Annotated in this window: 25 protein-coding genes and 1 pseudogene; 8 read left to right on the top strand and 18 right to left on the bottom strand. The window is 71.9% G+C overall.

Annotation, left to right across the window (positions count from 1 at the left end; all coding sequences use genetic code 11):
* From AB0P03_RS39035 to AB0P03_RS39025, 3 genes and pseudogenes are all read right to left on the bottom strand, one after another.
* Positions 1-164: pseudogene (locus tag AB0P03_RS39035) on the bottom strand (SAM-dependent methyltransferase); the annotation flags it as partial.
* A gap of 207 nt (positions 165-371) precedes the next feature.
* Positions 372-1034, bottom strand: coding sequence for a hypothetical protein (locus AB0P03_RS39030; protein ID WP_363633440.1), 663 nt, complete (start codon positions 1032-1034; stop codon positions 372-374).
* A 192-nt stretch (positions 1035-1226) separates the two neighbouring features.
* Entirely contained in the window at positions 1227-1604 is a 378-nt protein-coding gene (locus tag AB0P03_RS39025; RefSeq protein ID WP_363633438.1) for a hypothetical protein, read from the bottom strand.
* A gap of 168 nt (positions 1605-1772) precedes the next feature.
* Here AB0P03_RS39025 and AB0P03_RS39020 point away from each other — a divergent pair, with 168 nt between their 5' ends.
* Positions 1773-2189, top strand: coding sequence for a hypothetical protein (locus AB0P03_RS39020; protein ID WP_363633436.1), 417 nt, complete (start codon positions 1773-1775; stop codon positions 2187-2189).
* Here the strand turns inward: AB0P03_RS39020 and AB0P03_RS39015 are convergent.
* Positions 2122-2628: a transposase gene (locus AB0P03_RS39015; RefSeq protein WP_363633434.1), complete on the bottom strand. Its 507-nt coding sequence runs from the start codon at positions 2626-2628 to the stop codon at positions 2122-2124. The genes AB0P03_RS39020 and AB0P03_RS39015 overlap by 68 nt on opposite strands.
* Positions 2629-3116: 488 nt before the next feature.
* On the opposite strand from AB0P03_RS39015, the gene AB0P03_RS39010 reads away from it, so the two are divergent.
* Positions 3117-3320, top strand: a complete 204-nt coding sequence (locus AB0P03_RS39010; protein ID WP_363633432.1) for a hypothetical protein — start codon at positions 3117-3119, stop codon at positions 3318-3320.
* A 774-nt stretch (positions 3321-4094) separates the two neighbouring features.
* Here the strand turns inward: AB0P03_RS39010 and AB0P03_RS39005 are convergent.
* The 10 genes from AB0P03_RS39005 to AB0P03_RS38960 all read right to left on the bottom strand — a co-directional run bounded on the left by AB0P03_RS39005 (position 4095) and on the right by AB0P03_RS38960 (position 17782).
* Positions 4095-5351, bottom strand: a complete 1257-nt coding sequence (locus AB0P03_RS39005) for an MFS transporter (protein WP_363633430.1) — start codon at positions 5349-5351, stop codon at positions 4095-4097.
* A 90-nt stretch (positions 5352-5441) separates the two neighbouring features.
* Positions 5442-6203 (bottom strand): glucose 1-dehydrogenase, encoded by a 762-nt coding sequence (locus tag AB0P03_RS39000; protein WP_363589296.1) that lies wholly within the window; start codon positions 6201-6203, stop codon positions 5442-5444.
* Positions 6204-6255: 52 nt separating this feature from the next.
* Positions 6256-6498 carry an acyl carrier protein gene (locus AB0P03_RS38995; protein ID WP_363589294.1) on the bottom strand — a complete coding sequence of 81 codons (243 nt, stop codon included), beginning with the start codon at positions 6496-6498 and terminating at the stop codon, positions 6256-6258.
* Positions 6499-6587: 89 nt separating this feature from the next.
* On the bottom strand, positions 6588-7835 hold the full coding sequence (locus tag AB0P03_RS38990; protein ID WP_363633428.1) for an aminotransferase class I/II-fold pyridoxal phosphate-dependent enzyme: 1248 nt from the start codon (positions 7833-7835) through the stop codon (positions 6588-6590).
* Positions 7832-9805 carry a condensation domain-containing protein gene (locus AB0P03_RS38985; RefSeq protein ID WP_363589290.1) on the bottom strand — a complete coding sequence of 658 codons (1974 nt, stop codon included), beginning with the start codon at positions 9803-9805 and terminating at the stop codon, positions 7832-7834. Before AB0P03_RS38985 ends, AB0P03_RS38990 begins: the two co-directional genes overlap by 4 nt.
* Before the next feature lie 10 nt (positions 9806-9815).
* On the bottom strand, positions 9816-11093 hold the full coding sequence (gene fabF, locus AB0P03_RS38980) for a beta-ketoacyl-ACP synthase II (protein ID WP_363589288.1): 1278 nt from the start codon (positions 11091-11093) through the stop codon (positions 9816-9818).
* Positions 11090-12823, bottom strand: a complete 1734-nt coding sequence (locus AB0P03_RS38975) for a thiamine pyrophosphate-binding protein (protein ID WP_363633426.1) — start codon at positions 12821-12823, stop codon at positions 11090-11092. The genes fabF and AB0P03_RS38975 overlap by 4 nt, the downstream gene beginning before the upstream one ends.
* 5 nt (positions 12824-12828) lie before the next feature.
* Entirely contained in the window at positions 12829-15498 is a 2670-nt protein-coding gene (locus tag AB0P03_RS38970; protein WP_363633425.1) for an aldehyde dehydrogenase family protein, read from the bottom strand.
* Between the two features lie 223 nt (positions 15499-15721).
* A complete protein-coding gene (locus tag AB0P03_RS38965) occupies positions 15722-16633 on the bottom strand; it encodes a phosphotransferase (protein ID WP_363633424.1) in 912 nt (303 codons plus the stop codon).
* Between the two features lie 108 nt (positions 16634-16741).
* Positions 16742-17782 (bottom strand): TetR/AcrR family transcriptional regulator C-terminal domain-containing protein, encoded by a 1041-nt coding sequence (locus AB0P03_RS38960; RefSeq protein ID WP_363589280.1) that lies wholly within the window; start codon positions 17780-17782, stop codon positions 16742-16744.
* A 165-nt stretch (positions 17783-17947) separates the two neighbouring features.
* Here AB0P03_RS38960 and AB0P03_RS38955 point away from each other — a divergent pair, with 165 nt between their 5' ends.
* On the top strand, positions 17948-19057 hold the full coding sequence (locus tag AB0P03_RS38955) for an FAD-dependent monooxygenase (protein ID WP_363633423.1): 1110 nt from the start codon (positions 17948-17950) through the stop codon (positions 19055-19057).
* A 516-nt stretch (positions 19058-19573) separates the two neighbouring features.
* Here AB0P03_RS38955 and AB0P03_RS38950 read toward each other — a convergent pair.
* Complete coding sequence (locus tag AB0P03_RS38950; RefSeq protein WP_363586662.1) at positions 19574-20071, bottom strand: MarR family transcriptional regulator; 498 nt, start codon at positions 20069-20071, stop codon at positions 19574-19576.
* Positions 20072-20089: 18 nt separating this feature from the next.
* Here AB0P03_RS38950 and AB0P03_RS38945 point away from each other — a divergent pair, with 18 nt between their 5' ends.
* Entirely contained in the window at positions 20090-20992 is a 903-nt protein-coding gene (locus AB0P03_RS38945) for an alpha/beta hydrolase (protein ID WP_363633421.1), read from the top strand.
* 51 nt (positions 20993-21043) lie between these two features.
* On the opposite strand, the gene AB0P03_RS38940 is transcribed toward AB0P03_RS38945, so the two are convergent.
* Positions 21044-21805 (bottom strand): amidohydrolase family protein, encoded by a 762-nt coding sequence (locus AB0P03_RS38940; RefSeq protein ID WP_363586660.1) that lies wholly within the window; start codon positions 21803-21805, stop codon positions 21044-21046.
* 322 nt (positions 21806-22127) lie between these two features.
* On the opposite strand from AB0P03_RS38940, the gene AB0P03_RS38935 reads away from it, so the two are divergent.
* Positions 22128-23390, top strand: coding sequence for an MFS transporter (locus AB0P03_RS38935; protein WP_363633419.1), 1263 nt, complete (start codon positions 22128-22130; stop codon positions 23388-23390).
* A gap of 180 nt (positions 23391-23570) precedes the next feature.
* Here AB0P03_RS38935 and AB0P03_RS38930 read toward each other — a convergent pair whose 3' ends face one another.
* A complete protein-coding gene (locus AB0P03_RS38930; RefSeq protein ID WP_363633418.1) occupies positions 23571-24137 on the bottom strand; it encodes a hypothetical protein in 567 nt (188 codons plus the stop codon).
* Between the two features lie 369 nt (positions 24138-24506).
* On the bottom strand, positions 24507-25001 hold the full coding sequence (locus tag AB0P03_RS38925) for an FBP domain-containing protein (protein ID WP_363633416.1): 495 nt from the start codon (positions 24999-25001) through the stop codon (positions 24507-24509).
* 71 nt (positions 25002-25072) lie between these two features.
* On the opposite strand from AB0P03_RS38925, the gene AB0P03_RS38920 reads away from it, so the two are divergent.
* The 3 genes from AB0P03_RS38920 (at position 25073) to AB0P03_RS38910 (ending at position 26354) form a co-directional block, all read left to right on the top strand.
* Positions 25073-25642, top strand: coding sequence for a TetR/AcrR family transcriptional regulator (locus tag AB0P03_RS38920; protein WP_063351909.1), 570 nt, complete (start codon positions 25073-25075; stop codon positions 25640-25642).
* 224 nt (positions 25643-25866) lie between these two features.
* Positions 25867-25995: a hypothetical protein gene (locus AB0P03_RS38915; protein WP_363586656.1), complete on the top strand. Its 129-nt coding sequence runs from the start codon at positions 25867-25869 to the stop codon at positions 25993-25995.
* A gap of 2 nt (positions 25996-25997) precedes the next feature.
* The gene (locus tag AB0P03_RS38910) at positions 25998-26354 is read left to right on the top strand and encodes a hypothetical protein (protein WP_363633414.1); all 357 of its coding nucleotides are present in this window, start codon (positions 25998-26000) and stop codon (positions 26352-26354) included.
* Positions 26355-26433: the final 79 nt, after the last annotated feature.

Below are 26433 nucleotides of genomic sequence, written 5' to 3'. Positions count from 1 at the left end.
AGGTCCTCGCCCTCGGGCATCGGGGTGGCGCGCTTGGCGATCCGGGTGAGGATGACGGTCTGGCCGACGGTCGGGACGGTCAGCTCCCGCTTGAGGGCGGCTGCTGCGGCGGCGAAGGCGGGCACGCCGGGGACGATCTCGTACGGCACGCCGGCCGCGTCGAGGGACCGTCATCGCCGCGAAGGAACCGACCGCCGGCACTGTCGGCCGGACCTGGCAGGCCCTCGATCCGGGCGGGGCCAGCACCGTGGAAGTCGTGCGGATCATCAGGCTGGACGAAGTAGTTCTGTCCTGACCGGTCCAGGTGCGGTCTCGGTCTCTGGTGGGGCCGGTTCACAGAGTGGTCCCACCGGACGTCGTCGTGGTGTCGGTTACCCGATGTTCTCCGCGAGGTGGATGAGTTCCTCGTTGGTGAGTCGTGGGGGGCCGCCGGTGGTGACGACGAAGGTGTAGGTGCCGTCGGACCAAGTCAGCGAGTGGGGGTCGCCTTGGGAATCCGAGTGCGTGATGGTCGCGGGGTGGCCCTTGACGGTGGCGGCCTTGCCGGGTGGTGGTGTGCTGCTCCGGAGGGTCTGGCTGATGATCAGAGAGCCGGCTTCGGGACCGGTGCCCAGCCGGTAACCGACGGCCCAGGCCGGGGTGTCGGTCGGGATCGCTTCCAGGCCGGGCAGGAAGACCATCCTGCCCGCGGGGTAGGGGTAGTAGTTCTCCGGCAGGAACGCGGGCCGGAGAAGGTCGCGCTCGTCGAAGTGGACGGCGGGCTTGCCCGTGGCGTCGTTCAGGGCCCTGGTGCCGAGCGGTTTGTTCAGGTGAGTGGTGATCTGCGCGAAGCCGCCCGGGCCGCAGAACCCCGGATGGACCGTGTGCCGCAGGGAGACCTTCACCATGCCGGTGGACTCACGGGTCACGAGCTCCGGTCGGTCCTCGCAACCCCAGCCGATGTTGAGTGTCAGGGTTTGGCCGTCGGAGCTGACCAGTAGCGGGTAGCCGGCCACGGCGCCTTCGTGGGCCTTGATCTCCGGGCCCCGGTTCATCCATGCGTTGATTGCGAACCCGCTACCGAGAACGGCTATCGCAGCCACGGCGGTCAAGCGATTCCGTCGCCCGCGCTTCGACTTCTGACGGACGGTACTTTGCGTCACGGGCCCTCCCCGGCAGTCATGGCCATGCTTGCGGTAGGTCGCGCCTGCCGGATGCAAGCCCGGCAGGCGTGACCACCCCGGCCTTCACCAGAGGTGCAGGAAGGTCCGGATGTCGTCGTAGCCGTCGAGGGCCCGTCCGTCCACGTCCGCCGGGTCGGCGGCGGCCCGCTTCGACAAGGAGTGCGCCAGGTCGAGGGCTTCGTCGCTGAGGCGGCCGAAGCGGCGGGCGATGTGGCTCAGACACAGGACGGCCAGCCCCAGCAGGGGACTGCCCGGTGCGGCCCGTGTGCCGGTCTTCACGCAGCAGTGCTCGGCGAAGTCGCGGTCGTCTCCGTGCAGGGCGATCCCGACCAGGGCCTCAGCCGTGTGGTCAGCTGCGGATCGGTCGTCCAGAGCCCCTTCCAGGGCTTCCGTCACCATCTCGCGAGCCGGCGCGGGCGGGTTCTCCAGGGTCCTGTGCATGCCGCGAGACTACGGCCTCCGCCACGGTCGCGTTGCCCAACAGCCAGTGGTGAGCGATGGGTTGGGCGAAGTGGCGCTGGAGTGCGAAGCCGGCGTGCGGTGGGCGTGCGTGCCGGGCCGCGGTCGGGAACGGCCGTCGTGTCCGTCGAGGCTCCTGGGCTCGCGACCATGACCCCCACCACCAACCCCCCTGAGCAGCGGCATGTCCGTATCCAGGCGACCGGCCCGACCGCGCGTCTGGAGATCGACGGCCAGGACCTCGCCGACCAGGTCCGCTCGTACGAGCTGCGGCACACCGTCGGGCAGCTCCCCGAACTCCAGTTGCTGCTGCGCCCGACCGCCAACCCCGTGTGGGAGGGCGCCGCCCGCGTCGTGGTCGGCGAGGACCCGGACCCGGACCCGGATCCGGCGGACGCGGCGTTCCTGGCCGCCCTCGGCCCCGCCGAGACCGAGCGGGCGCTCCTCGCCCGGCTCGACCTCCTCGACGGCGGCGCGCACGAGTTCGCGAGGGCGCTGCTCACCCAGCTGGGCGAGTGGGCGCCCGGTGTGCGGCAGCCCGGCGAGCACGGGGCGGTGGACGGTTGATGGCGCAGGTGACCAGCGACGCCGGGGTCCTGGCCGCGCAGCTGGAGTCGAGGGCCGCCGTCGCGGTGCCGGCGGCCACGGCGGTGGTGCGGCACCACGCGATGATCCTGGAGACCGCGATCCGCGCCGGCGCATCGGGCCGTCCTGGGCCCGGCGTTTCAGAGCGGCGAGTACCGGAGGTCGTGGACCACGGAGGTCCACGCCACCGCCACCGGTGTGGAAGCGACCGTGGGCACCAGCCGCCCGCAGGCCGTGCGCCGTCGATGCGGACCATGTCCGCCAGCGCGTGGGCGCCGCCCTTGTCGCTCTTGGCCCCCGAGGTGCCGTACCTCTCCTTGAACCGGGCAGCCTGGCGGGGGTTGGCCGCGTGGACGCGGCAGCCAGCGGCGATCAGGGCCTGCACCCACGGGCCCCGGTCGGTCTCGATGCAGACCGTCACCTGCCCGGGCTCCAGGTCCTGGCCGCCGTGGCGGGCGACGAGGCGTGCAGCTTCGCGGTGCCCTCGGAGCCCTCCGGTAGTCGTGCGCTCGCCGGCTTCCGGCCCGTCTCGTTCTGCAGCTCCGCGTCGTGGTGGCCTTCGGCCCAGTCGTCGCCGATGAACAGTACTGGTCTTCTCCGGCTTCTCTTGGCGTTCTGTGTGTGCAGCCTGCGGAAGGCGTGGCTCGCGTTCTCATGGATCAAGTGCTCACGCCCAACCTGCCTGGCGGGCACGCGATCCCATCAGCAGTCAAGCCCCCGGCCGACCAGAGGCGGCACGGTCTGACCTCAGAGCTCACGATGGCTCCGAAGAAGGAAGTGCTCACCTGCTGGCGGCTACGGGCCGTAGTCTCTCCTACGGCCCGACGGGGCCATTAGAAGGAGCTGCTGCTTCCGGCGAAGGGGCTGGGCTCCTCCGAAGGACTGAGCTCGCCCGGGTGGCTGGGTGCAGTGAAGAAGCTGGGTTCCCCCGAGGGGCTGAGCTCGCCCGGAGGGCTGGGTGCGGCCGGGGAAGCGGGCGTGGCCGAGCGGCTGGGCGCGGCGGAGGGGCTGGGCGCAGCGGAGGGGCTGAGCTCGTCGGAGGGGCTGGGTGCGGCCGGGGAACCGGGCGTGGCGGAGGGGCTGAGCTCGTCCGAGCGGCTCGGGTACGGCTGAGGGGCCGGCTGTGGGCGAGCGCCGCTGGGTGCGGCGGAGAGGCTGAGCCCGTTCGAGGGGCTGGGCGTGGCCGAGGGACTGGGTGCGGCCGGGGAACCGGACTTGGCGGAGGGGCTGGGCGTGGCCGAGGCGCTCGACGTGGCGGAGGGACTGACCGTGGCCGAGGGGCTCGGGCGGGGGTCGTGGGGGCAGAGCACGGCAGGGTCTTTGAACCCGTAGCTCAGGTCCCAGTCCCTGTCGCAGCCGCCCCAGTAGGTCCTCACCCAGCCGCAGTAGGGTCCGCCGTAGCTGAAGCAACGGGGCACCGAGTCCTCCGAGTCCTCCGAGTCCGGATTCGTGGAGGGAGACCAGGATGATTCGGCTTCGCTCTGCGAGGTGCCGAGGGCGTTGACCGCGCGGACCTGCGTGGCATCGGAACTCTGGGACGTCCCGCCCGTGAAGAGGACGGCCAGGCCAAAGGCTGAGGCGGAAGCCGCCACGATTGAAGCGGCGAGAACGCGGCGGGTGGAGCGCATGGCTGGTCCTCTTGGCTGCGTGGTCTGTGGCACGTGGGAATGCACTCCGGGCACGAGCACCGCCGCTGTGAGCGCCGGAGTTAAACATATGGTCGGAAGACCTTTTCATCGCCGACGAAGCGCCAGTCAGGCGGCCTTGCTCCGGTTTTTCACTCGAAGAGGCTCGCCTCGACCCACGTGCCGCGACCGCGCGCAGATCTTCGCCCACGGGGGCCTCGGCCGGGCCCGGTGATCGGCGGACGACCGGCGATCGACACGGTCAGCGCAGGGAGCGGACCGCCGGGCTCGTGGCGACCAGGCCGGCGCAGGCCAGGACGGCGCTGCCGCAGACCAGGAACAGCGTGGTCGTGCCGTAGGGGAGCAGGGCGCCGGCGATCACGTAGGAGAACGGGTCGAACGCCACCGTGGCCAGCACGACGAGGCTGAGTACCCGGCCCAGCAGTTGCTCGGGCACCCGCTCCTGCAGAGTGGCCACGACCACCACTCCGAGGAACCCGGATCCGAGGCCGATGAGCGAGACGACCGCCGTCGCGGCGACGACATGGGTGACGGCGGCGAGTCCGGCCATGCCTGCGCCGATCGCCGCGACACCGCCGACCACGGTCCGGCCGCGCCGGGCGGGCGGCCGCCACCCGGCCATCAGTGATCCGGCCAGCGAGCCGGCACCGAAACCGGAGAGCACGACGCCCAGAGATCCCGCGCCGCCGAGGCGTTGATCGGCGAGCACCGCGCCGCCCACGAGCACGGGGCCCACGACCGCGATGTTGATCAGGGCGATGGCTGCCAGCATCCCTCGCACCAGCGGTTCGTGCCAGGCGTACCTCAAGCCCACGCCGAGGGCACGCGCACTGCTGAACTGCTCGCCGTCGACGGTGGCCGGACCGGCGTCGTCCCCGGCACCTCCGCCGCGTCGTACCACGCGGATCAGCGTGCTGAGGACGACGGCGGCCAACGCGGCCATCGCCACGATCCCACCGAGCGTCGCGGCGAAGCCGACTGCGGCGATGCATCCGGCGGCCACCGCCGGGCCGACCAGGTCGCCCCCCGACTCCGCGCCCTGCACCAGCCCGTTGACCCGGGAGAGCTTGTCGGTCGGCACGACGGCGGGTAGCAACGCCAGGGCCGCCGGGAAGTAGGCGGCGTCGGCGGCGCCGAGCAGCCCGCCGAGCAGCGCGACCGTCGTCAACGACGGTGAGGTGAAGGTGACCAGGGCGCCGAGGGCGAGCAGGACGGCGACCCGGAGCCAGGCGGCACTGGCCACGACACGGGCGGGACCGAGGCGGTCGACCAGTACTCCCGCAGGAGGCAGGAGCACCGCTCGCGGCAGCGCCACGGCCACGAGCACCAACCCCGTGGCGATTCCGGGTTCCGACAGGTCGAGCACGAAGAGCGTGAGCCAGACGATGAACAGCGCATCGACCACGGCCGCCAGCCCTTGACCCACGATCAGGCGGCGCAGGTGCGAATCGCCGAGCGGTTCGCGCGGAAGGGGCGGGGCGGTCGGCTCCGTCGTCATCGGTGGCTCTCCGGGGCTCGGGTACGGGGCGTCAGCCATGGCGTGGCGGCGGCCCACCGGCGACGCCGGCGGGTCCGGCGCCGGGTGTCACTATGCGATGTGGGTGCCCCCATCGACCGTCAGGGTGGTGCCGGTGATGTAGGACGCCGCGTCGGAGACGAGGAAGACCAGAGCCGCAGCGAGCTCCTCGGGACGCCCGATGCGGCCTGAGAGCACCCGCGGCATCATCGCCTCCAGGTAACCCTCGGCGTAGCCGTCGGTCATCGCGGAGGTGAAGAGGCCCGGCGCGAGGGCGTTCACGCGAATGCCCTTGCCGGGGGTCCACTGCTGGGCGAGATCGCGGGTGAGCCCGAGGATCCCGGCCTTCGACGCCGAGTAGGCGGCCTGCGGCAGCCCGCCCGTGACCAGGGCGAGGATGCTCGAGACGTTGACGATGGAACTGCCGGGCAGCATCACCGCGCCCGCGGCCTGGGCCATCCAGTAGGAGCCGTTCAGATTGATGTCGATGACCTCGCGGAACTGCTCCGGGGTCTCCTCCGCCGCGGGTTGCTCACTGCTGATCCCGGCGTTGTTGACGAGAATGTCCACCCGCCCGAATGCCCGCACGGCCGCGTCGACCAGCCTGCGGCAGTCCTCCGGCTCGGCGACGTCGGTGCGCACGGCGACGGCCCGGCGGCCGAGCTTCTCGACGGCCGCGCGCACGGTCTCCAGCCGCTCGGTGCGCCGCGCCCCGAGCACGACGTCGGCGCCGGCCTCCGCCACCGCGGTGGCGAAGGCGACGCCCAGCCCGGAGGAGGCGCCGGTGACCACGGCGACGCGACCGTCGAGCCGGAAGCGATCGAGGACGCTCATGGCTGTCCGACCTCCTGGGGAGCCTCGTGGGGAAGGGTCGTCCCGGCGGAGGTCACCGGTGCTCGGCGACGTAGTTCACCGCGTCGCCGACGGTCCTCAATCCGGTGACCCGGTCGTCCGGGATCTTCACCTCGAACCTGTCCTCGACCGCCACGGCGATCTCCATCATGGCCAGGGAGTCGACGTCGAGGTCGTCGGTGAACGACGTCTCGGCGCTCACCTCGGCGGAGTCGATGCCGAGGACCTCTTCGACGATCTCGGCAATGGCGTTGAGGATGTCGATGTTGTCCACCACGGGTTCCTTCCTCTGGGGATGGGGATGGGGTCGGCGTCGGTCAGAGGTCGGTGGGGCGAGCCTCGGTGCGGCGAGCGTCGGTGGGGAGGTCAGAGCCCGAGGCGTCGTCGGTAGGCGAGGAGGGTGTGCAGGAAGCCGTCCATCTGCTCCTCGGTGTGGCCCGCGTGCGGGAACAGGCGCAGGAGCGCCTGGTTGCGCGAGACGGCCGGGTAGGAGAAGACGGGTACGAGGTAGCCGTCCTCGACGAACCACTCCCGCATCTGCAGGGCGGCGGCGTCGCTTCCGATCGGCACCGAGAGCATGTACGACTCGGTCGGCGTCGTCGCCGTGCCGGCCTCGTGTATCTGTCGGCGAAGGCGGGCGGCATGCGCCAGGTAGTCGTCGACGATCCCCGGATCGCCGGCGAGGACGCCGATCGTGCGGTCGGCGGCGTAAGCGGTCGGCGGCTGGATGGCGGCCGTGAACATCGAGGTGCCGGAGAGCAGTTCGAAGGCGTCGATGGCCGCCGCCGGCCCGGCGATCGCGCCGCCTTCCAGACCGATGGCCTTCGACAGCGACACCATGACGAAGTCGGCCCGCTCCCGGATCGCGGCGGCCTCCCGGGCGTAGGGACGGTTCTCGGGTCCGTAGACCATGAAGCCGTTCGCGTCGTCGATCATGCTGACGGCGCCGTGACGGTCGCACTCGTCGAGGATCTCCACGATCGGTCCCATGGTGCCGTCGGCCGAATAGATGCTCTCGGCGATCACCACGGTCTTGTGGGTGCGGACCCGCTCCAGGACGCGGGCCAGGTCGGAGACGTCGTTGTGCCGGAACGCGTGGACGTTGCGGCCGTAGCCGAGCCCCTGGAGGCCCTTCCAGATGCTCCAGTGGACGTCGCGGTCGACGACGAACACGGTGTCGTGGTTGCGCACCTCGATCCCGGCGTCGAAGTGCGCGGAACTGCTCATGGCGTGGACGAACCCGATGTTGGCCAGGAGCCCCGTGGCGAAGCTGATGGCTCGCTCCTTGCCGGTGTGACGGGCGATCGTCTCCTCCAGCACCTGGTGCGGGCGGCAGATCCCCTGGGTCATCCTGGATCCGCTGGTGCTCAGGCCGTGGGCGAGCGCCCCCTCCGCGAAATGACGCCGTACGGGGACGTGGCGCTCCAGATCGAGGAAGCTGATGCTGGCGAAGTTCACCAGCTCGCGGCCGTTGCGGACGATGGTCGGCCCGACGGGACCGTCCACCACCGGCGGGCGGTAGGCCGTGTCGTGGGTGTTCGCCTCGACGAAGGCGGCGAAGGCCCACGGGGCCAGGCGGTCCGCGGACGGGTCGGCGGTGCGGGACGCGGTCATGGCGAGGTTTCTCCTCCACGATGGGCGCGGGGCGGTGAGGGCTCCAGGGCTGTGGCGAGGTGGCCGAGCGAGGCCGTTCCGGCCAGTTCGTCCGACGCGATCCCGGTGAAGCCGGACCGGTGGAGCAGCGCCAGCAGACGGGGGACGGCGACCAGGGTGACGCCGTGGTCGGCGAGGCAACGGTTCATGTCCACCGCGTCAGGGCTGTCGGAGGAGCCGTCCGGTGGATCGCCGGGTGCGACAGCGGCCACGGCGGCGGCCAGCGCCCGTTCGGCGCCCGTCGCGGGCGGGCGCGACGGGACCCGCGGCGTTCCCGCGCCGGTGGTGGCGGTGCGGGACCGGTCGGACCCGGGGCCGGCCGGGGACAGGACGTAGCGGCCCGGGGCCGCGATGCCGGGCACTTCGTCGAGGTGGTCCAGGACGTGGCGGTGCAAGTCGTCGGGGGTGACACCGGGGGCGGTGCGAGCGCGTGCGACGAGGTGCGGTTCGCCTTCCCCCGCTGCGTCCCCGCTGGGCGCCACCGTCACGTCGAGCACTCCGGGGTGGCCGCGCAACACGGCCTCGACCCTGGCCGGGCACACCCATCCCTGCGGGGAGCGCCACCATCCGGCGGCGGCCGGTGTCGGCGGGCGCGCCGGAACCGGGCACTCGGCACCGTCGGCGAGCGCGCGCAGGAAGGCGCACAGACGGACGGGCAACGCCACGGCCTGCCCGGCGTCGAGCAGGTGGTCCCCGACGGTGACATCGAGGGTGACGACCCCCGCGTCGAGGCTGAGGTCGACGTACAGCGTGTCGCAGGGCTCGTCGGGTGCGCTACGGATCCAGGTTGCGGACCCGTCCGGCGGAGCGTACTGCGCGGGGACCAGGTACCCGGGGACCAGGTAGTCGCGCGGCCACGAGTAGCAGTTGTACTCGATGGTCGGTACGGTCACGACACCCCGGCGACGGTGCATCCGCGCCTCGGCGGCGACCAGTTCCGCGGGGCGCCACTGACCGTGCCGGTAGGCGGCGGAGGAGGCGGCGGCGACCGAGGCGACCACCTCGCCGAACGCCGCGCCCGGGCGGAGGTCGATCTGCACCGGAACCGTCAGGGCCCGGACGCCGACGCTGTTCCGCAGAGCGGCCCGGGCCCGGTTGGAGACGACCACGGACGCGAGGAACCGGTGCTCACCGGTGCGGGTGGCGACGTCGTGGGCCAGCGCCGCGAGCACGACGACCTCCGGACCGGCCCGATGGCGCCGGGCGACGCGGTGGAGGTCGTCGTACGCACCCGCCGAGCGGTGCTGGAGGCGGTGGCGCCCAGCGCCGTCGTCGGTCCCGCCGAACGGGGCCAGCACACCGGTCGGGTTGCCCGCGAGCCGCGTGAGCCACTCGCGCTCCGCCGCGCGGGCGCGTTCCACGGGCTGGGCGGCGACCGTGTCGAGGGGGTGCTGCACGCTTGCCTCCGCCGGTGCGCCGACGCCGCGCAGTTGGTCGTGCAACTGGTTGATCAGCACCGCCAGCCCCCACCCGTCGATCACGACGTGATGGGCGGCCAGCAGGACCGCACGCGGCCTCCCCGCCTCCAGCAGCACCCTGGCGCGCCAGGGCGGGTTCCGCTCGGGATCGATCGGACGGGCGGCCAGCGCGGCGGTGGCGGCGTCCAGGGTGTCGGCATCGACGGCGCGGACGTCGACGTGGTCGACCGGCAGCGGCGCCCAGTCCGCACGGTGGACGTGTTGGACCGGGCGGAGCGGGTCGACCGTGGTGCGCAGCGCCTCATGGCGGGCGGTGAGGGCCGCGAGTGCCGCGTGGACGTCGGTGACGGTGGCCGGGGGCGGGACGTGGCAGTGGTCGGCGAGGGGCGTCGGGTTCACCCGCCGTGGTGCGGGAACGGTGCGCTCGAACCAGTGCCACTGCTGGACCCAGGTCAGCGGCCCGCTGCGGTTGACGGTGGCGGCGCTCGGGGGCGGCTCCGGGAGGCGGTTCACGGCCGGGCCCTCATACCGCTCGGACCACGAGAGCGGCATTGTGGCCGCCGAAGCCGAACGAGTTGCTGAGAGCGATCCGCATCCGCTCGTGGTGCTGCGCCCGGTGCGGCACGAAGTTGATGTCCGGGTCGATCGGGTCGTCGCAGTTGATGGTCGGCGGGACGTCACCCGTGCGCAGGACCTGGATCGAAGCCACCAGCTCGACCGCTCCGGCGGCACCGATCATGTGCCCGGTCATCGACTTGGTGGAGCTGACCGGGATCCGGGTGACACGGTCACCCAGCACCGTGCGCAGGACGGCCGTCTCGGTGGCGTCGTTCAGCAGCGTTCCGGTGCCGTGCGCGTTGACGTAGTCCACGTCCGCCCCCGTGATGCCCGCGTCGCGCAGCGCCGCCTCGACGGCGAGGCACGCGCCGCGTCCCTGCGGGTGCGGGGCGGTCCAGTGATGAGCGTCGGAACTCGCTCCGTAACCCGCGAGTTCGGCCAAAGCCGTGGCCCCTCGCCGGTCGGCCACCTCGGCGGCCTCCAACACCACCACGGCGGCCCCCTCGCTCATCACGAACCCGTCGCGGTGCGCGTCGAACGGCCGGCACGCCGCGGTCGGGTCGTCGTTGCGCGTGGACAGCGCGCGGGCGTTGCCGCTGCCCGCGAGGTCGACGGTGGTGACGCAGGCGTCGGCGCCGCCGACCAGGACGACGTCGGCCTCCCCGTTGCCGATCATGCGCATCCCCGCGCCCACCGCGTCCGCGCCGCTGGCGCACGCCGTGCTCTGGGCCCGGCTGGGCCCCTGCGTGCCGAGACGCATGCTGATCTCGCAGGCGGCGCTGTCCATGGCGGTGGTGACCTGGGTGAACGGGCTGATGCCCCGGGGCCCTTTGTCGCGCAGCGTGTTGGCGGCGCGGTAGATCGACCCGACCGGGCCGTAGCCACTGCCGATGATCACGGCGACCCGCGGCGCCAGGCGGTCGTCGACGACGAGTCCGGCGTGCTCGCACGCCTCCAGTGCCGCGGCGAGGGCGTACTGCGCGTACGGGTCGGCGCGGCGGCTGACCGTCGGCGGCATGTAGCGGCCGGGTGTGAAGCCGCGCACCTGGCCGCCGATCCGGACTCCGAGACCGGTCACGTCGATCGCGTCCACGGTGGCGATGCCGCTGCGGCCGGCGAGCATCGCCGCCCAGGTCTCGCCGACACTGTGGCCGAGCGGCGTCACCGCCCCGTACCCGGTGACCACCACCTGGCGCCGGGGTCGGCTGGGCCCGGCGTCGCCCCGCTCTCCTGCGTTCGTCACTGGGGAACCACCTCGGCGTCGCGGATGCAGGGGAGGATGTCGTCGGGTGCGACGGGCACCATGAGCACGGCTGTGCCTCCCCGGGAGCAGAACCGCCGCGCGGCGAGAATCTCAGCGGTCAGCGCGGCCTTGTCGCGCAGCACTCGACAGTGGATGTCCGGCCCGTCCACCACGGGCGGCGGTGCGCCCGGACGGGTGAAGGGGTGGCGTTCGGCGTCGAGACCGAGGCGGGCGCGTTGGGCGTCCAGCCAGCCGTAGCCGCCGTTGCACAGCACCACGTACAGCACGCCGCCGTGGACCGGAGCGGTGACGGCGATGTCCGCGCGGGCCGCGAGGAACGCTCCGTCTCCGATGAACGCGGTGACCTCGTGGTCCGGGGCGGCCCGTTTGACCCCGATGGCCGCGGCCGCACCGAAGCCCAGGGGGGTCTGCTCCGACGGCACGACGGACCCGCCACCGACGTGGAAGGGGAAGCCGTAGGACCACATGTCCTGCAGCCCGTTCTCCTGGACCAGCACGCGGGGCTCGCCGGCGGTGGCATCGAGCGCGGAGAGCAGTTCGGCGATGCGGATCCCCGGGAGTGTCGCCGCGCGGACCAGTTCCGCCTCCGCCTCAAGTGACATGGCCTTGCGGGCGACGGCGATCCTGTTCGCCCACACCTCGGTCGCGGCCGCGCGCTCGGCCTCGCCGTCCTCCTCCAGCGCCCGCGACCAGCCGAGCACGGCGTGCCGGGCGTCCCCGAGCACCCGCGGGCCCGAGAACTCGGCCGACAGGCCGCCCGGGTCCACGTTGACCTGCACCACCGCGACCGGGGGCCACGGTGTTCCGCCTTCGACGACCGTCTCCTCCAGCCGTCCGGCGAGCGAGACCACCAGGTCGCAGGACGACCACAGTTCGCGGGCGGGGGCCGCGGCGTAGAGGCCCGCCACGCCGCAGAACAGCGGGTGGTGCTCGTCGACGGCACCGCGGCCGGACGCGGTGGTGAAGAGTGCCGCGCCGAGGCGTTCGGCGAAGCGCTCGACCACGCCACCGCCGTTGCGGTGCCGCATTCCGCCGCCCACCAGCACCACCGGACGCCGGCTCTCGCGGATCGCCGCCAGGGCCGGCCCCGGCGTCACGGGAACGGATTCGAGGACCAGTGGTTCGGGCAGCGTCGGCCACGGCCCGGTGACGAGGACCTCCGCGGTGCGGACGTCATCGGGTACCTCCAGGTACACGGGCCCGGACGGCGGCCCCACAGCCCGGGTCAGCGCCGTCACCGCCGCGGGGACGACCCGGTCCGGGTGCCCCACCCGGTGCGCCCACCGCACGAGCGGTGCTGTCACGGCGACCTGGTCGAGTTCCTGGAATCCGCCGCTGCCCCGGCGGCGTTCGGGCACGCCGGCGGCGAGCACGAGGACGGGTGCACCGGACTCCCGCGCTTCGAGCAGCCCCGTGGCCGCGTGGGTGACAGCCGGGCCCTTGCCCAGTGCGCATACGGCGAGCCGGCCGGACTGCAGCGCGTAACCGGTCGCCATGTACATCGCGTTGCGCTGGTCACGGCACGGCACGAGGTCCAGGCCGGCGGCGTCGAGGGCGCGGAGCAACTCCAGATCGTCGCCGGGCAATCCGAAGCAGGTGTCCACCCCGTTCGCCACCAGCAGGTCGACGATTGCGGACCACGCGTCGGCGTACCGTTTGCTCACCTGGCTCACCTGGCTCACCTGGCTCACCTTGCTCACCTTGCTCACCTGGGTCACTCCCCACTCGCCGTGACGGGCGCAGCCGCCGGGAGGGTCTGCGCCACGGCCTGCGACATGAGCAGCGGTTCGGCGTGCCGCTCGCCGCCGTAGGAGATGTAGTTCGCCCGCATCCCGAATCCGCCGAACGGGCGGTTGCCGTCCTCGGCGTCGAGCAGCGTGTGGTCGACACAGGTCTGGTGACGCCTGGCCAGGACATCCACCGTCTGCGGATCGTTCCCGTAGACCATCGCTCCCAGCGCGCGTTCGCTGAAGTAGGGGTTCGACAGCCGTTCACGCAACAGCCTCGCGCTGGGGTAGGCCACGACGTTGAACACCGGGGCGAACATCTCCTCGAGGGGGATCTTGTCGTCGAAGCCCCAGAGCAGCACGGTCGGCTCGATCTTGCGGGACGGCAGGTCGATGCGCCCGCCGTGCCGGATACGGCGGGCATGGTGCACCAGGTAGCCCGAGCAGTTCACCAGCGCCGAGTCGTAGAAGATCGGACCGTAGTCGGCGCCGGGGTCGCCGTTCTGCCCGAAACGCAGCGAAGCCAGTTCGGCGGACAACAGGTCGACGAATTCCTCGGTGCGGCCCTTAGGTGTGAACACGACGTCGGGACCGAAGCAGTCCTGTCCCGAGTTGTAGAGCCGGAGCCTCGTGACGTCGTGCACGGCGCGGGTGAGGTCGGCGTCGGGTGCGACCACGAAGGGATTGATGCCGTTACCGAAGAAGAGGAGGAGTTGGTCCTCCGCCAGCCCCTCGCGGACGGTCTCGGCATTGGTGTAATTGCCGGTGAAGACGATGAGGTCCGCTTCGCGTACCGGTCCCGTCACGAACTTGCGCTGACTGAGCTCGGAAAGGCTGATGGGCAGGCCGTGAACCGGTGCCAGCAGGTCGTGCAAGCGCCGCATCTGGCTTTTGATCTCGGAGGACGGCCGAAAGGTGATTCTTTCGCTGTAAAGGGATGCTATGAGCATGTAGAGCGCGTAGGAATGGAGCGGCATGTTGGAGGGCATGAAGACCGCGACCCGAGGCACGCGGCCGGGCCGGACGCGACGGATCTCCTCCTCCGCTCCGTCCAGGGTGGCGAGGAACGAGCGGATCTCCGCGCCGGCGGTGTGGTGGGGCGAGATCTCGGTGAGGATCCCCATCACCGCGTCCTCGTTGTCGGCCACGTACCGGCGCACTGCGCGCAGCGCGTCGACGCGGTCGGCGAAGGGGATGCGGTAGCCGCTCGCACCGCCGGCCGAGCCGGTGGTCGAGCCGGACGCGGTGACGTCGGTGGTCGTCCCGGGTGATGCGGACAGCGAGCTCATGGCGATCTTCTCCAGAACGGCCCGGTCGGGCTTTCCCGTGTTCGTGAGGGGCAGCGAGGGAAGCACGACGATCTGATCGGGCTGCTCGTAGCGGGCGAACACAGGGCGCAGCAGCCGTTTCCAGTGCGCAGGCTCGTGAGCGTCCGGGTCCGCGATCACGAACACCAGGCGGCAGCCCAGACGGGCGTCGGGGACCGCGACGACCTCCGTCTGCGCGCCGGCCGACTCGGCCAGCTTGGCAAGGTGGTCGGGATAGAGCGTGTGACCGTCGCGGTGCGCGGCGTGCTTGCGCCCGACCGGGAAGACGCGGCCGGCGTCGTCGATCAGGCCGATGTCGCCGGTGCGGTGAACGGGACTCGAAGCCGGAACGATCTCACCGTCAGTGCCGAGGTGGCCGGTCATCAGGCCGTCACTGCGGACGACGAGCTCGCCGAGCCGGCCGTGGGGAAGCGGCCTGCCGTGGTCGTCGTGGACTTCGACGACCACACCGGGCAGCGGCGTGCCGCATCCGACCGGATCGGTCGGGGGCGCCAGCGCGATGTTTCCGGCCTCGGTCGCTCCGTAGCCGTCGAGCAGGTGCCGGCCCGTGCGGGCGTGGAACCGGGCCGCCAGGTTGCTCCCCAGTGGCGCGCCGCCCACGCACCAGGCTCGTACCGTCCCCAGCGCGTTCACGAGGGCGGGGCGACGGTCGAGCAGGTTGAGCAGGCTGTAGTAGGTCGACGGGGCCCCGTCGACGATGGAGAGGCCGTGGTCCACGCCGACCGCGAGCGCACGGTCCAGGCGCGTGGTCGATCCGTAGACCACGAGCGTGCCTCCGCCCAGCCACCAGCAGAGGACCAGTGACAGACCGTACTGGTGGGAGTACGGCAGGATCGGCAGGAAGACGTCGTCAGGCCGGTACCCCATGCGTTCCGCACTGAGCGCGAGGTTGTCCAGGATCGAACGGCCGGAGCGGACGATGCCTTTGGGGCTGCCGGTCGTCCCCGACGACCAGGAGATCGCGGCGTCCTGACGCCGTGCCCAGCTCGCGACGTCGGGCACGGCCGCGGTGTTCGAAGCGGGGCGCGGCGCCGCGGTGCGGCCCGCACCGTCGCCGATTTCGAGCACCACGCGCGCCTGGGTGCGGATCTTCGATCGCTGTGACGGGGTGGCTCGATGATCGGCCAGGACCACCGAAGCGTCGAGGTGAATGAGCGCGAGCAGGGTGACGACCCATTCCGGGGAATTGGCCCCGCTCATCATCACCCGTGAACCGGGTTCGACGCCACGGCGTGCAAGAAGTTCGGTGGCGGCGAATACGCGGGCCACGATTTCGTCGGTCTCCCAGATGCGCCCGTCGGGCGAGATCAGTCTCCTGGAAACGGGCAACTTGTGCTCCTCAAAACCAGGTGGTTCAAATTGACTGTCCCATAACTGCGGAACGGTGTCGAGTGCTTCGACGAAATTCCGCTACCTGTGCAGGGTGATTGGGTGCGCAGTGACGAAAGAGGCATATGAGGAGCGAGATATTCTCAATATAAATAATTTCATATTGCTATTGAAGGTGAGGGTGGCCCCGCCACCCCGGCCCGCGCTCCGGACCGGCCCTGGCTCAGCCCAGGGCGTCCAGCAGGGCGGTGACGTAGGCGTCCAGCCGCTGCTCCACGGCTCGCGTCGTCAGCTCCGTCCGTCCGGCCTCCTGCCAGGGCTGCGCCACCGACCGCACTTCCTCCGAGCACGCCAGTCCGTCCCGCACCCGCCAGTACAGCCGCTCGCTCGCGGTCACGGCCAGCACCCCGCCGGCCTCCTCGTACGCCTCGGCGAACCGCTGACCCCACTCCGGGCCGTGCAGCAGCGCGAGATTGGTGGAGCAGTGCGCCACGTCGAGATCCGCCGGGCCCCAGGAGGCCGCCGCCCAGTCGACGACGCCGGTGATCCGCGCACCTGCCGGCCCTGGGGGCGGCACGTCGAACAGCACGTTGCCGGGTTGGAAGTCCCGGTGCAGGAACCGCCCTTCACCGGGCGGCGGGGGCCTGCGGATCACGTCGATCGCCGCGGCCCATGCCGCCGCGTCGGCGCCCTTCGGCACCACGACGGTGTCGGCGGTCGTCAACGCCACATAATCCCGGGGCCGTTCGGCGGGCCGCAGCGCGTGGATCGCCACGAGCTGACGGGCCAGCAGGGGGACGCGTTCCTCCACCCCCTCATCGTCGAGGACCGTCCGGCCCGCCAGATGCGTCATGAGGAGAGACGGATGCTCGCACTGTGCGGCGCTCGGATCAACCGCGACCAGCGCGGGAGCCGGCACGCCGGTCCCCGCCAGCAGGGCCAGGGCGCCGGCCTCCCTGTCCAGCCAGTCCTCGGCGCGTTCCACGGAGAACGGGTCGACGAAACTCCGCAGCACCAGGTCGCGGGTGCCTCCGTCCCGCGTGCCGATGGTCAGCCTCCGCATTTCGGCGGTGATGCCGCCGTGCAGCGCCTCGATTCCGACGATCCGTTCGCCGGCCTCCAGGTGCCGGCCCACCCAAGCCAGTGTCAACGGCCGCACGGCTGAGATCTCATGAGGGTCGGTCACCCTTCCACCTCATCATCCGGGCGGCAGCACGCGCAAAGGACTTCAGCGGTACGACGGTCAACGGTCAGCCGCAGGCCGCCGCGATGCCGCCGGACGGTGAGGTCCCCCGATCGCGGCGGTACCGCCCGTGCCGGCTTCCTGGCCTTCGACGGCGGAAGTCAGGCCGTCGAGGAGCGTCTTGAGGCCGAATTCGAAGAGCGCGTCGAGACGCAGGTCGTAGCCGTCCTCGAAGGCTCCGACCGCCTTGGTGAAGGCCGGGAAGCGGCCGGATTCCACCAGCTCCTGGAGGGCGGGGGCGCGGCTGTCCATCCACTGGTCTTCCGACTGGCCCGTGGCGGCTTCGGCGTGCGCCTCCATCTCCAGGTGCACCGCCAGGCCCTGGACATGGCTGTAGAGCAGGACGTGGATGTCGAACAGTGTCGTGGGGTCGAGTCCGTGGCCGTCGAGGGCGCCCAGCACCCACTCGCCGTGGACCATCAGATTGGGTACGAGCAGCGGGCGCGTGAGGCAGCCGAGCTGGGCCAGCCACGGGTGCTGCCGGTACAGGCTCCACAGGGTCCGGGCGCCCAGCTCGATGCGGGTACGCCAATCCTCGGGGGCTTCCGCGGGGTAGGACTTCTCGCCGAACGCGGCGTCGGCCATGCGCAGGACGAGGTCTTCCTTGCTCGGGACGTACCGGTAGGTCGACATCGCCGCGACGCCGAGGCGGGCCGCGACGCCGCGCATGGAGAGCGCCGAGAGCCCTTCGGCGTCGGCGATCTCGATGGCGGTGCGGACGATCCGGTCGAGGCTCAGCTCCTGCTCCTGCGCCTGCTCGGAGTCCGGGGCGGGTGACGGGCGCCTGCGGGCCGGCACGGCGGGGGCGGTTCCGGCGACGACCGTGCCGACCCGGGGTCGGGCCTCGACAAGTCCCTCCAGGCGCAGGGTGGTCAGGGCCTTGGTGGCGGTGGCGAGCGCGACGCCCCATTCCCCGGCGATCTGCCGGGTCGAGGGAACCCGGTCCCCGGGAGCGAGTTCACCGTCCGCGATGCGCCGCCGGATCGCGGCGACGATGCGCAGATAGGGCGGATCACCGGCTGTGCCTGTGGCCTTCGTCACGACCTGCCGCCTTCCTGTCCTGTGCTAGTACAGAGGGTAGCAGCGGCAGTGTCGAACCGAAGGCTTCTGCCCTAGTACACGGCGTGCAGATGGCTGGTTGAACGGTCTACGCGTACGACGTACGTTCAGGGCGCGTACACCGTACAGAGCACTGGGGAGCTTCTCATGCAGACCGTACTCGTCTCCGGCGGCGGAATCGCCGGGCCCGTCCTCGCCTACTGGCTGCGCCGCCACGGCTTCGCGCCCACTGTCGTCGAACGCGCTCCAGGCCAACGCCCCGGCGGCCAGGCCGTGGACATCCGCGGTGTCGCGCTGGAAGTCGTGGAGCGGATGGGCCTGCTGGAGCAGGCGAGCCGCGTACGGACCCGGATGCGCGGCATGTCGATCCTCGACCCCGACGGCCGCGAGGTCGGCCGCTCCACCGAGGCGACCTTCAGCAGCGGACGGCTCGACAGCGAAGACCTCGAGGTGCTGCGCGAGGACCTGGTGAGGATGGTGCACGAGCACACGCGCGCAGGCGTCGAGTACCTCTTCGGCGACAGCATCACCGCGCTGGACGAGGACGAGACCGGCGTGCGCGTCGACTTCGCGCACGGACCGTCCCGCACCTTCGACCTCGTGGTCGGGGCCGACGGCCTGCACTCCACCGTACGGCGCCTGGCCTTCGGTCCGGAGGAGCACTTCGCCCACCACCTGGGCAGCTACCTCTCGGTGTTCAGCGCGGACAACTTCCTCGCCCTGGACGACTGGCAGGTGTGGCTGCGGGGCGGCGACACGGGTTTCGGCATCATGCCCGTACGCGACAACACCGAACTCAGGATCGCCTTCGGCTTCGAGTCCGTGCCCCTCGCCCACGACCTCCGCGGCGGGGGCGCCCTCCGGCAGCTCGTCGTGGACAAGCTCGCGTCGATGCGATGGGAAGGGACCCGCTTGGCCGAGGCCGCCCGGACGGCCCCCGACTTCTACTGCGACGCCATGGCCCAGATCCGCATGGACCCGTGGTCGCGGGGCCGGGTGACCCTGCTCGGAGACGCCGGCTACTGCCCTTCCCCCCTCTCGGGGCAGGGCACCAGCCTGGCCCTCGTGGGCGCCCACGTGCTGGCCGACTGCCTTGCCCGGGCCGGCGGCGACCACCGCACCGCGTATGCCCGCTACGAGCGGCGGATGCGCCCGTTCGTCACCCTCAACCAGGCCCTGGCCACCGAGAACCCCGGCGGACCCGCCTCGGAGGAATCCGTCGCGCAGGCCAAGAACGCACTCTCGCTGGACGACTGAGCCCTGCCCTGGACGGGCACCGAAGCCGACAGGGGAGGGCTTGAAGCGGTGGCGAGGCCTGCCCGACGCAGGCGTCGGCCCCCTCTACCAGGAGGGGGCCTCTACTGCTCCTGCGACTTACACTCTCGTTCCTGACGCCTGCAATGCTTTCGAATGCCTTCGTTGGTGCCGTCCGTGCTCACTGGCCGGACGGAGCGTCGCGTACGACGCGGCGAGATGCTGTTCCGAGAGCGACCCCCGCCGGGGGCCTCCGTCCGTGCGCAGTCGGACCGGACGGTTTGTTTCGTTTCACCCGGGTGTGCTCGGGATGGGCCGCTCCTCCGGACGGGCGGTGACGCTCCCGAACTCCCTGCTTTCCGTGGGGCTCTCGCCCTACGCGGCTTCCAGGGGACAGCTCCAGCCTGCGCCTTGCCGGCCGCGGAGGCAACCCCAGCCGGGCCTTCACCGAAGGTGACGGCGGAGGAGCGCGGTGTCGCCGGGCCGCACGTGGCCGGGCAGTTGACCGGGTTTGCGCCTTCAGCCGGTGGGGGTGCCGACCTGGTCGCGTTCGAGCGCGGAGCGCAGCCGGCGGAGGGCCCGGGCGGCGGCTGCCGTCGTGGACTGGTCGAGGGTGCCTTCGACCAGTTCGCTCAGGCCCGCGGCGAAGGTCGCCTCGGCGGCGTCCAGGAGCTGTGAACCGTCGTCGGTCAGGGCCAGGAGCGAGGACCGGCGGTCCGCCGGATTGGCCTGGCGGACGACCCAGCCCTGCTTCTCCAGGCGGTCGACGCCCTTGCTGGTCGCGCCGGCTCCGATGGCGAACTCCGCGGCGAGGTCGGCGACTCGGGCCCCCGGGTGCTCGCGCAGGAACCGCAGGAACTCGAACTGCGAGGTCACGATCCCGTGCCGCTCGCGCAGGCGGTCGTTCAGCGCGTTGTACAGGCGCGTCTCGCAGCGGACGAGATCCGCGAAGAATCCTTGGAGGTCGGCGATGCCATCCGATGTATATTCCACAGCATATAGTGTAGAGGAAGTCATTCCATAGGAGGAGCGCAGATGAGCAAGGAACAGCTCGCCAAGATCGACGCGATGCTCCGCCGGCCCCGGCCGGAGGGCCGGCGCTCCGTCGAGGAGCTGCGCGCCGGGTTCAGGGCGCTGATGGACACGATGATCGTGCCGGACGACGTCCGCACCACTCAGGCCGCGCTCGGCGGCCGGCCCGCCCTGCACGTCACACCGGACAGCGGCGCGCGCCCGGGCACGATCCTGTACTTCCACGGTGGCGGCTTCGTCTTCGGCTCTCCCGAGACCGCGCTGTCGCTGACCGCGCAACTCGTCTCGAGGACCGGGTTCGACGCGTACTCGGTGGACTACCGGCTGGCCCCCGAGCACCCGTTCCCGGCTGGTCTGGAAGACAACCTGAGCGCTTACCGCGCCCTCCTCGACAGCGGCCTGGACCCGTCCGCCATCGCGTTCGCCGGGGACTCCGCCGGCGGCGGTTACGCGGTCACCACCGCCCTCGCCGCCCGCGACGCGGGCCTGCCGCTGCCCGCCGCGATCGTGGCCTTCTCCCCGGGCGTGGACGCCACCCGGAGCGGGGAGAGCATGACGACCAAGGAGGGCATCGACCCGATCTTCACCCGCGAGGCCGTGATGCACACCGGGGCCATGTACCTCGCCGGCCAGGACCCCGCGCAGCCCCTCCTCAGCCCGGCCCTCTTCGCCGACCTGACCGGCTTCCCCCCGCTCCTCATCCAGGTGGGCGCCAACGAGATCCTCCTCGACGACTCCACCCGCCTCGCCGCCCGCGCCCGCGACGCCGGAGTCGACGTCATCCTCGACATCACCGCCGACGCCCCCCACGTCTTCCAGGCCTTCGCGGGCGGCCCCCTCGACGAAGCCGACCAGGCACTCGACCGCGCCGCCCTCTTCCTCGCCCAGCGCATCCCCGCTCCCTGACGCTCCGCGCCCTCACCGGCCGCCGGGCCGCTGGCGTGGCCAGATGATCGTTCAGGCCGGTGCCTGCGGTCCGGCGGCTGCTCGTCGCCGGGGCGACCAGTTCAGCAGCCGGGCCGGGTTCACGGTGACGGCGGCGCGCAGGACCGACGGGCCGACGTGCGCGGCCGGCCAGGCGAGGCAATCGGCGAACGTCCTGCCGCGTTCGTGGCGGGTCCAGGGCCAGTCGCTGCCCCACAGCAGGCGCTGGTGGCCCGCTTCCTCCAGCACGCGCCGCAGCATGAGGCCCGGCGCGTCGGGCGCGCCGGGGGCGCAGCGGTAGGGCGCGGAGGCCTTGATCCACACGTGGTCGCGCGTGGCCAGATCCAGTACCGCGCGATCGGCGCCCTCGGACGCGCCCGGCAGGCCGAGGTGGTCGATCACCACGGGGGACGGCCAGCTACGGAGGGCGGGCGCGATCGCCGTCCACTGTCCGCCCGCCGCGTGCACCTCCAGGTGCTGCCCGCGCTCGGCCAGCAGTGCGGCCACCTGCCGCCAGTGCGGCCCGGCCAGGTCGGGCACCCGCCGACCGATCAGGTTGAGGCGGATGCCCGCGACGCCGTCGAGGGCGAGCGGGGCGAGCGCGTCCGGCCGGCAGGGGCGGTCGTGGTCCAGCACGATGACGGCGCGGAACCTGGCGGGGTGCCGGGCCAGGCAGCCGAGCAGGAACTCGTTGCGCGATCCCAGGAAGCTCGGCTGGACGAGGACCGCGCCGCCGATGCCGTGCCGGTCGAGCAGCGCCAGGTACGTCGCCGGGAGGGCGTCGTAGTCCGGCACCTAGCGGGGGCGGTCGGCCCTGGGCAGGCCGCGGTGGAACACGTGGGCGTGGGTGTCCACCGACTCCACCGACTCGGCCGGTTCGCAGATCACCCGTCGATGGTAGGTCCGGGGGCCCAGGACCGGGGGCCTCTGGACCTTCACCTGACCGACTGTCATATTGGCCTGCATGTTCGACGACGTACTGACGTGCTCACGTTCAGGGCGGCCGGTGCCGCGGAGGCGCTGCCGCTGCGCCGTGCCGGTCGTTGGTTCCTTCCGGCACCGCTCCGACTGCTACCGCACCGACTGCTACCGCACCGACCTCGGGTAAGGAGCGAGCATGCGTCAGTGGTACCGCTCGGCGTCGCCCGGGGGGCGACGGGCGTTCTGGGCCACCTTCGGCGGCTGGGCGCTGGAAGGGGCCGACGCGCAGATCTACGGCCTGGTGCTGCCGACCCTCACCGCGCTGTGGCATCTCACCAACGGCCAGGGCGGGCTGGCCTCCTCGGTCACCCTGGTCTGCACCGCGCTCGGCGGCTGGCTGGCCGGGGCGGCCTCCGACCGGTGGGACCGGGTGGCCGTCCTGCGCTTCACCATCGCCTGGTACGCGGTGGCGACCGCGCTCGTCGGCTTCGCCGACGGCTTCGAGTCCCTGCTGGCCTTCCGGTGCCTACAGGGCATCGGCTTCGGCGGTGAGTGGGCCGCGGGCGCGGTACTGATCAGCGAGTACGTGACCACGCGGTACCGGGGGAGGGCCCTCGGGGCGGTGCAGAGCGGGTGGGCCGTCGGGTGGGCCCTCACCCTCGCCGCCTACTCGGTGCTGGTCGCCGTCCTGCCGCAGGCCTGGGCGTGGCGGGCGATGTTCTGGCTCGGCGTGCTGCCCGCCCTGCTGGTGCTCGCCCTCCGCCGCGGGATCGCCGACCCCACGGCCGACCAGCGGCGGCGGGAGAAGGCCTCGCCGACGGAGATCTTCCGCCCCGGCCTGCTGAGGGTCACCGTCTTCGGCGCGCTGCTCGGGCTCGGCAGCCACGGCGGCTACTACGCCCTCACCACCTTCCTGCCCACCTACCTCCACACCACCCGGCACCTGTCGGTGATGGGCAGCAGCGGGCACCTCGCGGTCTTCATCGCCGGCTCGTTCCTCGGCTACCTCGCATCCGGGTGGCTCTCCGACCGGGTCGGCCGCCGCCGCAACGTCGTCCTCTTCGCCCTGTGCTGCCTCGTGACCCTCGTTCCCTACCTGCTGCTGCCACTCGGTGATCTCGGCACCCTCATCGCGGGCGCGCCGCTCGGGTTCTTCTCGGCCGGCATCCCCGGCGGACTGGGCGCCCTGTTCGCGGAGTTGTACCCCACCCGCGTCCGGGGTACCGGGCAGGGCTTCTGCTACAACCTGGGCCGCATCGTCAGCGCCGCTTTCCCCGCCCTCGTCGGCTACCTCTCCGGACGCCTCGGACTCGCGGCGAGCATCGCCCTCTTCGCGGGGCTCGCCTACGCACTGGCGGCCATCGCCGCCACCTGCCTCCCCGAGACCCGAGACCGCGAACTGCCCCATGACCCGGCTCCCGTGGCCTATCCAGAGCGAACCGCCAAGCTCCCCAGGTAGGGGGCGGGCTGCGCGGACGCTCGGGAGCGTCCGCGCGGCCCAGGGGTGGGGCAGCGTGAGCCTGCGGATCCTGACCTGACCGGCTCTGCCGTCGCGCCCCTTCCGGGGGGAACGCCTCACGACATTCAACCGGCCGAGGTCGCGCCGGCACCGACCTGGTGGACGTAGGTGGCCACAGTGTCAGGAGGCCTCCTCGACGGTGTCGGAGAGGCGGTGGGCGGTGGAGGTGTCGACGCCGAGGGCGGCGAGCAGGTCGAGGACGACGGTGAGGGGTGGGGCTCCGGCCAGGCGAGCGGCTGCAAGGTGGGTGGGGAGGCGGTCGGCGGCGATCAGGGCTGTCCACTGGGTGGCGGAGAGGGCGAGGTAGCGCAGGCCGGGGAGATCGGCCAGCAACGCCAAGTCCGCGGTGGGGCAACGGGACAGGTCGAGGGAACGCAGTCCGGGGAGGGTGCGCAGCGGGGCGAGGTCGACGGGTGACGGGACGTCATTGAGGTGGATCGCCTGGACGCCCGGCGCGAGCCGTTCGTCCAGGGCTGAGGCCACCAGCTGGCGCGAGTCGTCCCCGGACTGCTGCGGGGCGTGCGGATCGGGCTGGCCCAGGATCTGGCCGAGCCAGGCGGTGACGGAGGAGGCGACGTAGCGCGGGCCGCCGTTGTCCGGAAGAAGGAGCCCGGACGGCTCGGCACCACGTACCCGCCGCCGGACAGGCCGACGCTCCCTCGGCTCCCGTGCCCGCGCAGCACGCACTTCGTCCAGCCCTCCGGCGCCTGTGCGACGACCTCCGCCGTGATCTGCCGCGCCGCCTGTTCCACCGTCAGGTCCACACCCACCCTTTTCGTCCCACTGTTCGGACGATCATGTCAGCAGGGTGTGACAGAGCGACCGGCAGTCGGCGCCGACGAGCCGCTTGCCGTCTCCGATCTCGTCAACGCCAACCCGGCCGACCTTCTCGGTCACGGCGCGGGCGTTTTGCGTCGGACGTCTGGGCGAACCCGTACCCGGGATCCACCGCGGCCACCGGCTGACGTGCGGGTTCCGACTCCTCGGCGCTCAGCATTCCGGGAACCCGCGCGTTCTGCCGCGAACCGGGGCGATGCCCGCCATGGGTCACGCGGGTCACACGGGTGACGCGGTGACCTTGGCGACGAAGGCGGCGACGTTGGCCACCGTGCGCCGGATCTTCTCCTCGACGGTGAGCGACTCGTGCAGCCGGGTACCGGTCTCCCGCTTGCCGCGCACGTAGAGCGAGCAGGCGAGGTCGCTGCACATGTAGGCGCCGACGGAGTTGCCCTGCTTGCCGGCCTTCCCGGCCAGGGGTGCGACCAGCAGCGAGACGCCCCCGGTGTGGGTGGTCACGCAGAGCGAACAGATGCTGCGGCGGGCCTGCCAGGAGGCGGCACCGGAGGAGCGCAGCGCGACCGCCACCGCGCGGCCGTCCGACTCGGCCGCGAGGTAGGCGCGATCGGGCGCCTGCGGGTCGCGCCACCCGAGGAAGTCCAGGTCGTCCCAGGGCTGTTCGGCCAGGTCGCGGGGGATGTGCAGTCGCTTCGCCTCGCCCTTGGTGCAGTTCACGAAGGCGGCACGGATCTCTTGGTCGGTCAACGGCTTCATAGGAGCCAACGTAAATTACCTAGGACTATTAGGCAAATGTATAATGGCCTCAGTCGATCGGAGGGAAGGCCATGGCGCGCGTAGGACTGAACGCGGAACGACTCACCCGGGCGGGAGCGGAACTGGCCGACGAGGTCGGCTTCGACAAGGTCACGGTCTCGGCGCTGGCACGACACTTCGGCGTCAAGGACGCGAGCCTGTACTCGCACGTCAAGAACTCCCAGGACCTCAAGACCAGAATCGCCCTGCTCGCACTCGAGGAACTCGCCGACCGGGTCGCCGCCGCCCTGGCCGGACGCGCCGGCAAGGACGCCCTGGCCGCCTTCGCCAACGCCTACCGCGACTACGCCCGCGAACACCCCGGTCGCTACGCCGCCGCGCAGCTCGAACTCGACCCCGAGACCGCGCGCGCCAGCGCCGGCGTCCGGCACTCGCAGATGACGCGCGCGATCCTGCGCGGCTACGACCTCGCGGAACCCGACGAGACCGACGCCGTCCGGCTGCTCGGCAGCACCTTCCACGGTTACGTGGCCCTGGAACGGGCCGGGAGCTTCCAGCACACCCCGCGCGGCACGGAGGACACCTGGGCGCGCATCCTCGACGCCCTCGACGCACTGCTGCGCAACTGGCCGGCGGCCTGACCGCCCGCTCGCAGGCCGCCTGCGCCCCGGGGCGGCCGGTAGGAGGCCATCACCGCGAGGCGGGTGAGCCGGAGTCCGCCCCGGGCCCGGCGGCAGGTGGCCGGCGGTCGGCGCCGGTGTCGGCGTCGGCGGCGCGGCCACACCGGCCCTCTGACGGGGTGACCCCAACCACCCCGAAGAACTCAATGGCGGGCGTCCGCTCCCGGGCCCCTCACCATGGAGCCATGACCGGATCACCGCACACCACACTCGTTCTCGGCGGCACCGGCCGCACCACCGGTTGCATGCCGACCGCGTTCCGGGAGTTCGCGCAGCGCAACGCCCACGCCTGGACCGCAAAGGCGGGTGCGTGACCATGACCATCGGGAACCTCGAGGACTTCGCGGCGCTGGACCCGTTCTTCCGGATCATCCAGGAAGGCCTCGCCGGTCTGGTCGACGGCGGCCACTTCTTCGACCTCCTGGCCGAGGACGTCGTCGTCGAGTACGTGGTCTCCGTCCCCGGCTACCCGCGCCGAGTCCAGGGCCGCCAGGCGGTCGCCGACCTGTACCGGGGCTACGGCGACGCGATGGTCCTGACCGGCGCGGACGAACTGGCCGTCCACCGGGACCCCGACACGTCCGTGGTCGTCCTGGAGTACGCCGTGCACGGGCACGCCGTCCACACCGGGCTCCGCTACGACAACCACTTCGTCTCAGAGGGTGTTCGATAGGGGATTCCCCCCAACTGTCCGGCTTTGGTTCTTGCGGCACGGACTCGTTTTCAGGATCTCGTGGCGGCCGGGTCCGTGT

It is taken from the genome of Kitasatospora sp. NPDC088779, from assembly GCF_040685395.1.
Classification (GTDB): Bacteria; Actinomycetota; Actinomycetes; order Streptomycetales; family Streptomycetaceae; genus Kitasatospora.
This window is presented reverse-complemented; position numbering and strand designations above follow the sequence as displayed.

What these genes read in the sequence shown, in the direction of transcription:
- AB0P03_RS39030 (WP_363633440.1), bottom strand. Translation starts at nt 1,034, where the DNA reads ATGAACCGGGGCCCGGAGATCAAGGCCCACGAAGGCGCCGTGGCCGGC.
- AB0P03_RS39025 (WP_363633438.1), bottom strand. Translation starts at nt 1,604, where the DNA reads ATGCACAGGACCCTGGAGAACCCGCCCGCGCCGGCTCGCGAGATGGTG.
- AB0P03_RS39020 (WP_363633436.1), top strand. Translation starts at nt 1,773, where the DNA reads ATGACCCCCACCACCAACCCCCCTGAGCAGCGGCATGTCCGTATCCAG.
- AB0P03_RS39005 (WP_363633430.1), bottom strand. Translation starts at nt 5,351, where the DNA reads ATGACGACGGAGCCGACCGCCCCGCCCCTTCCGCGCGAACCGCTCGGC.
- AB0P03_RS39000 (WP_363589296.1), bottom strand. Translation starts at nt 6,203, where the DNA reads ATGAGCGTCCTCGATCGCTTCCGGCTCGACGGTCGCGTCGCCGTGGTC.
- AB0P03_RS38990 (WP_363633428.1), bottom strand. Translation starts at nt 7,835, where the DNA reads ATGACCGCGTCCCGCACCGCCGACCCGTCCGCGGACCGCCTGGCCCCG.
- AB0P03_RS38955 (WP_363633423.1), top strand. Translation starts at nt 17,948, where the DNA reads ATGCAGACCGTACTCGTCTCCGGCGGCGGAATCGCCGGGCCCGTCCTC.
- AB0P03_RS38950 (WP_363586662.1), bottom strand. Translation starts at nt 20,071, where the DNA reads ATGACTTCCTCTACACTATATGCTGTGGAATATACATCGGATGGCATC.
- AB0P03_RS38945 (WP_363633421.1), top strand. Translation starts at nt 20,090, where the DNA reads ATGAGCAAGGAACAGCTCGCCAAGATCGACGCGATGCTCCGCCGGCCC.
- AB0P03_RS38935 (WP_363633419.1), top strand. Translation starts at nt 22,128, where the DNA reads ATGCGTCAGTGGTACCGCTCGGCGTCGCCCGGGGGGCGACGGGCGTTC.
- AB0P03_RS38925 (WP_363633416.1), bottom strand. Translation starts at nt 25,001, where the DNA reads ATGAAGCCGTTGACCGACCAAGAGATCCGTGCCGCCTTCGTGAACTGC.
- AB0P03_RS38920 (WP_063351909.1), top strand. Translation starts at nt 25,073, where the DNA reads ATGGCGCGCGTAGGACTGAACGCGGAACGACTCACCCGGGCGGGAGCG.
- AB0P03_RS38915 (WP_363586656.1), top strand. Translation starts at nt 25,867, where the DNA reads ATGACCGGATCACCGCACACCACACTCGTTCTCGGCGGCACCGGCCGC.
- AB0P03_RS38910 (WP_363633414.1), top strand. Translation starts at nt 25,998, where the DNA reads ATGACCATCGGGAACCTCGAGGACTTCGCGGCGCTGGACCCGTTCTTC.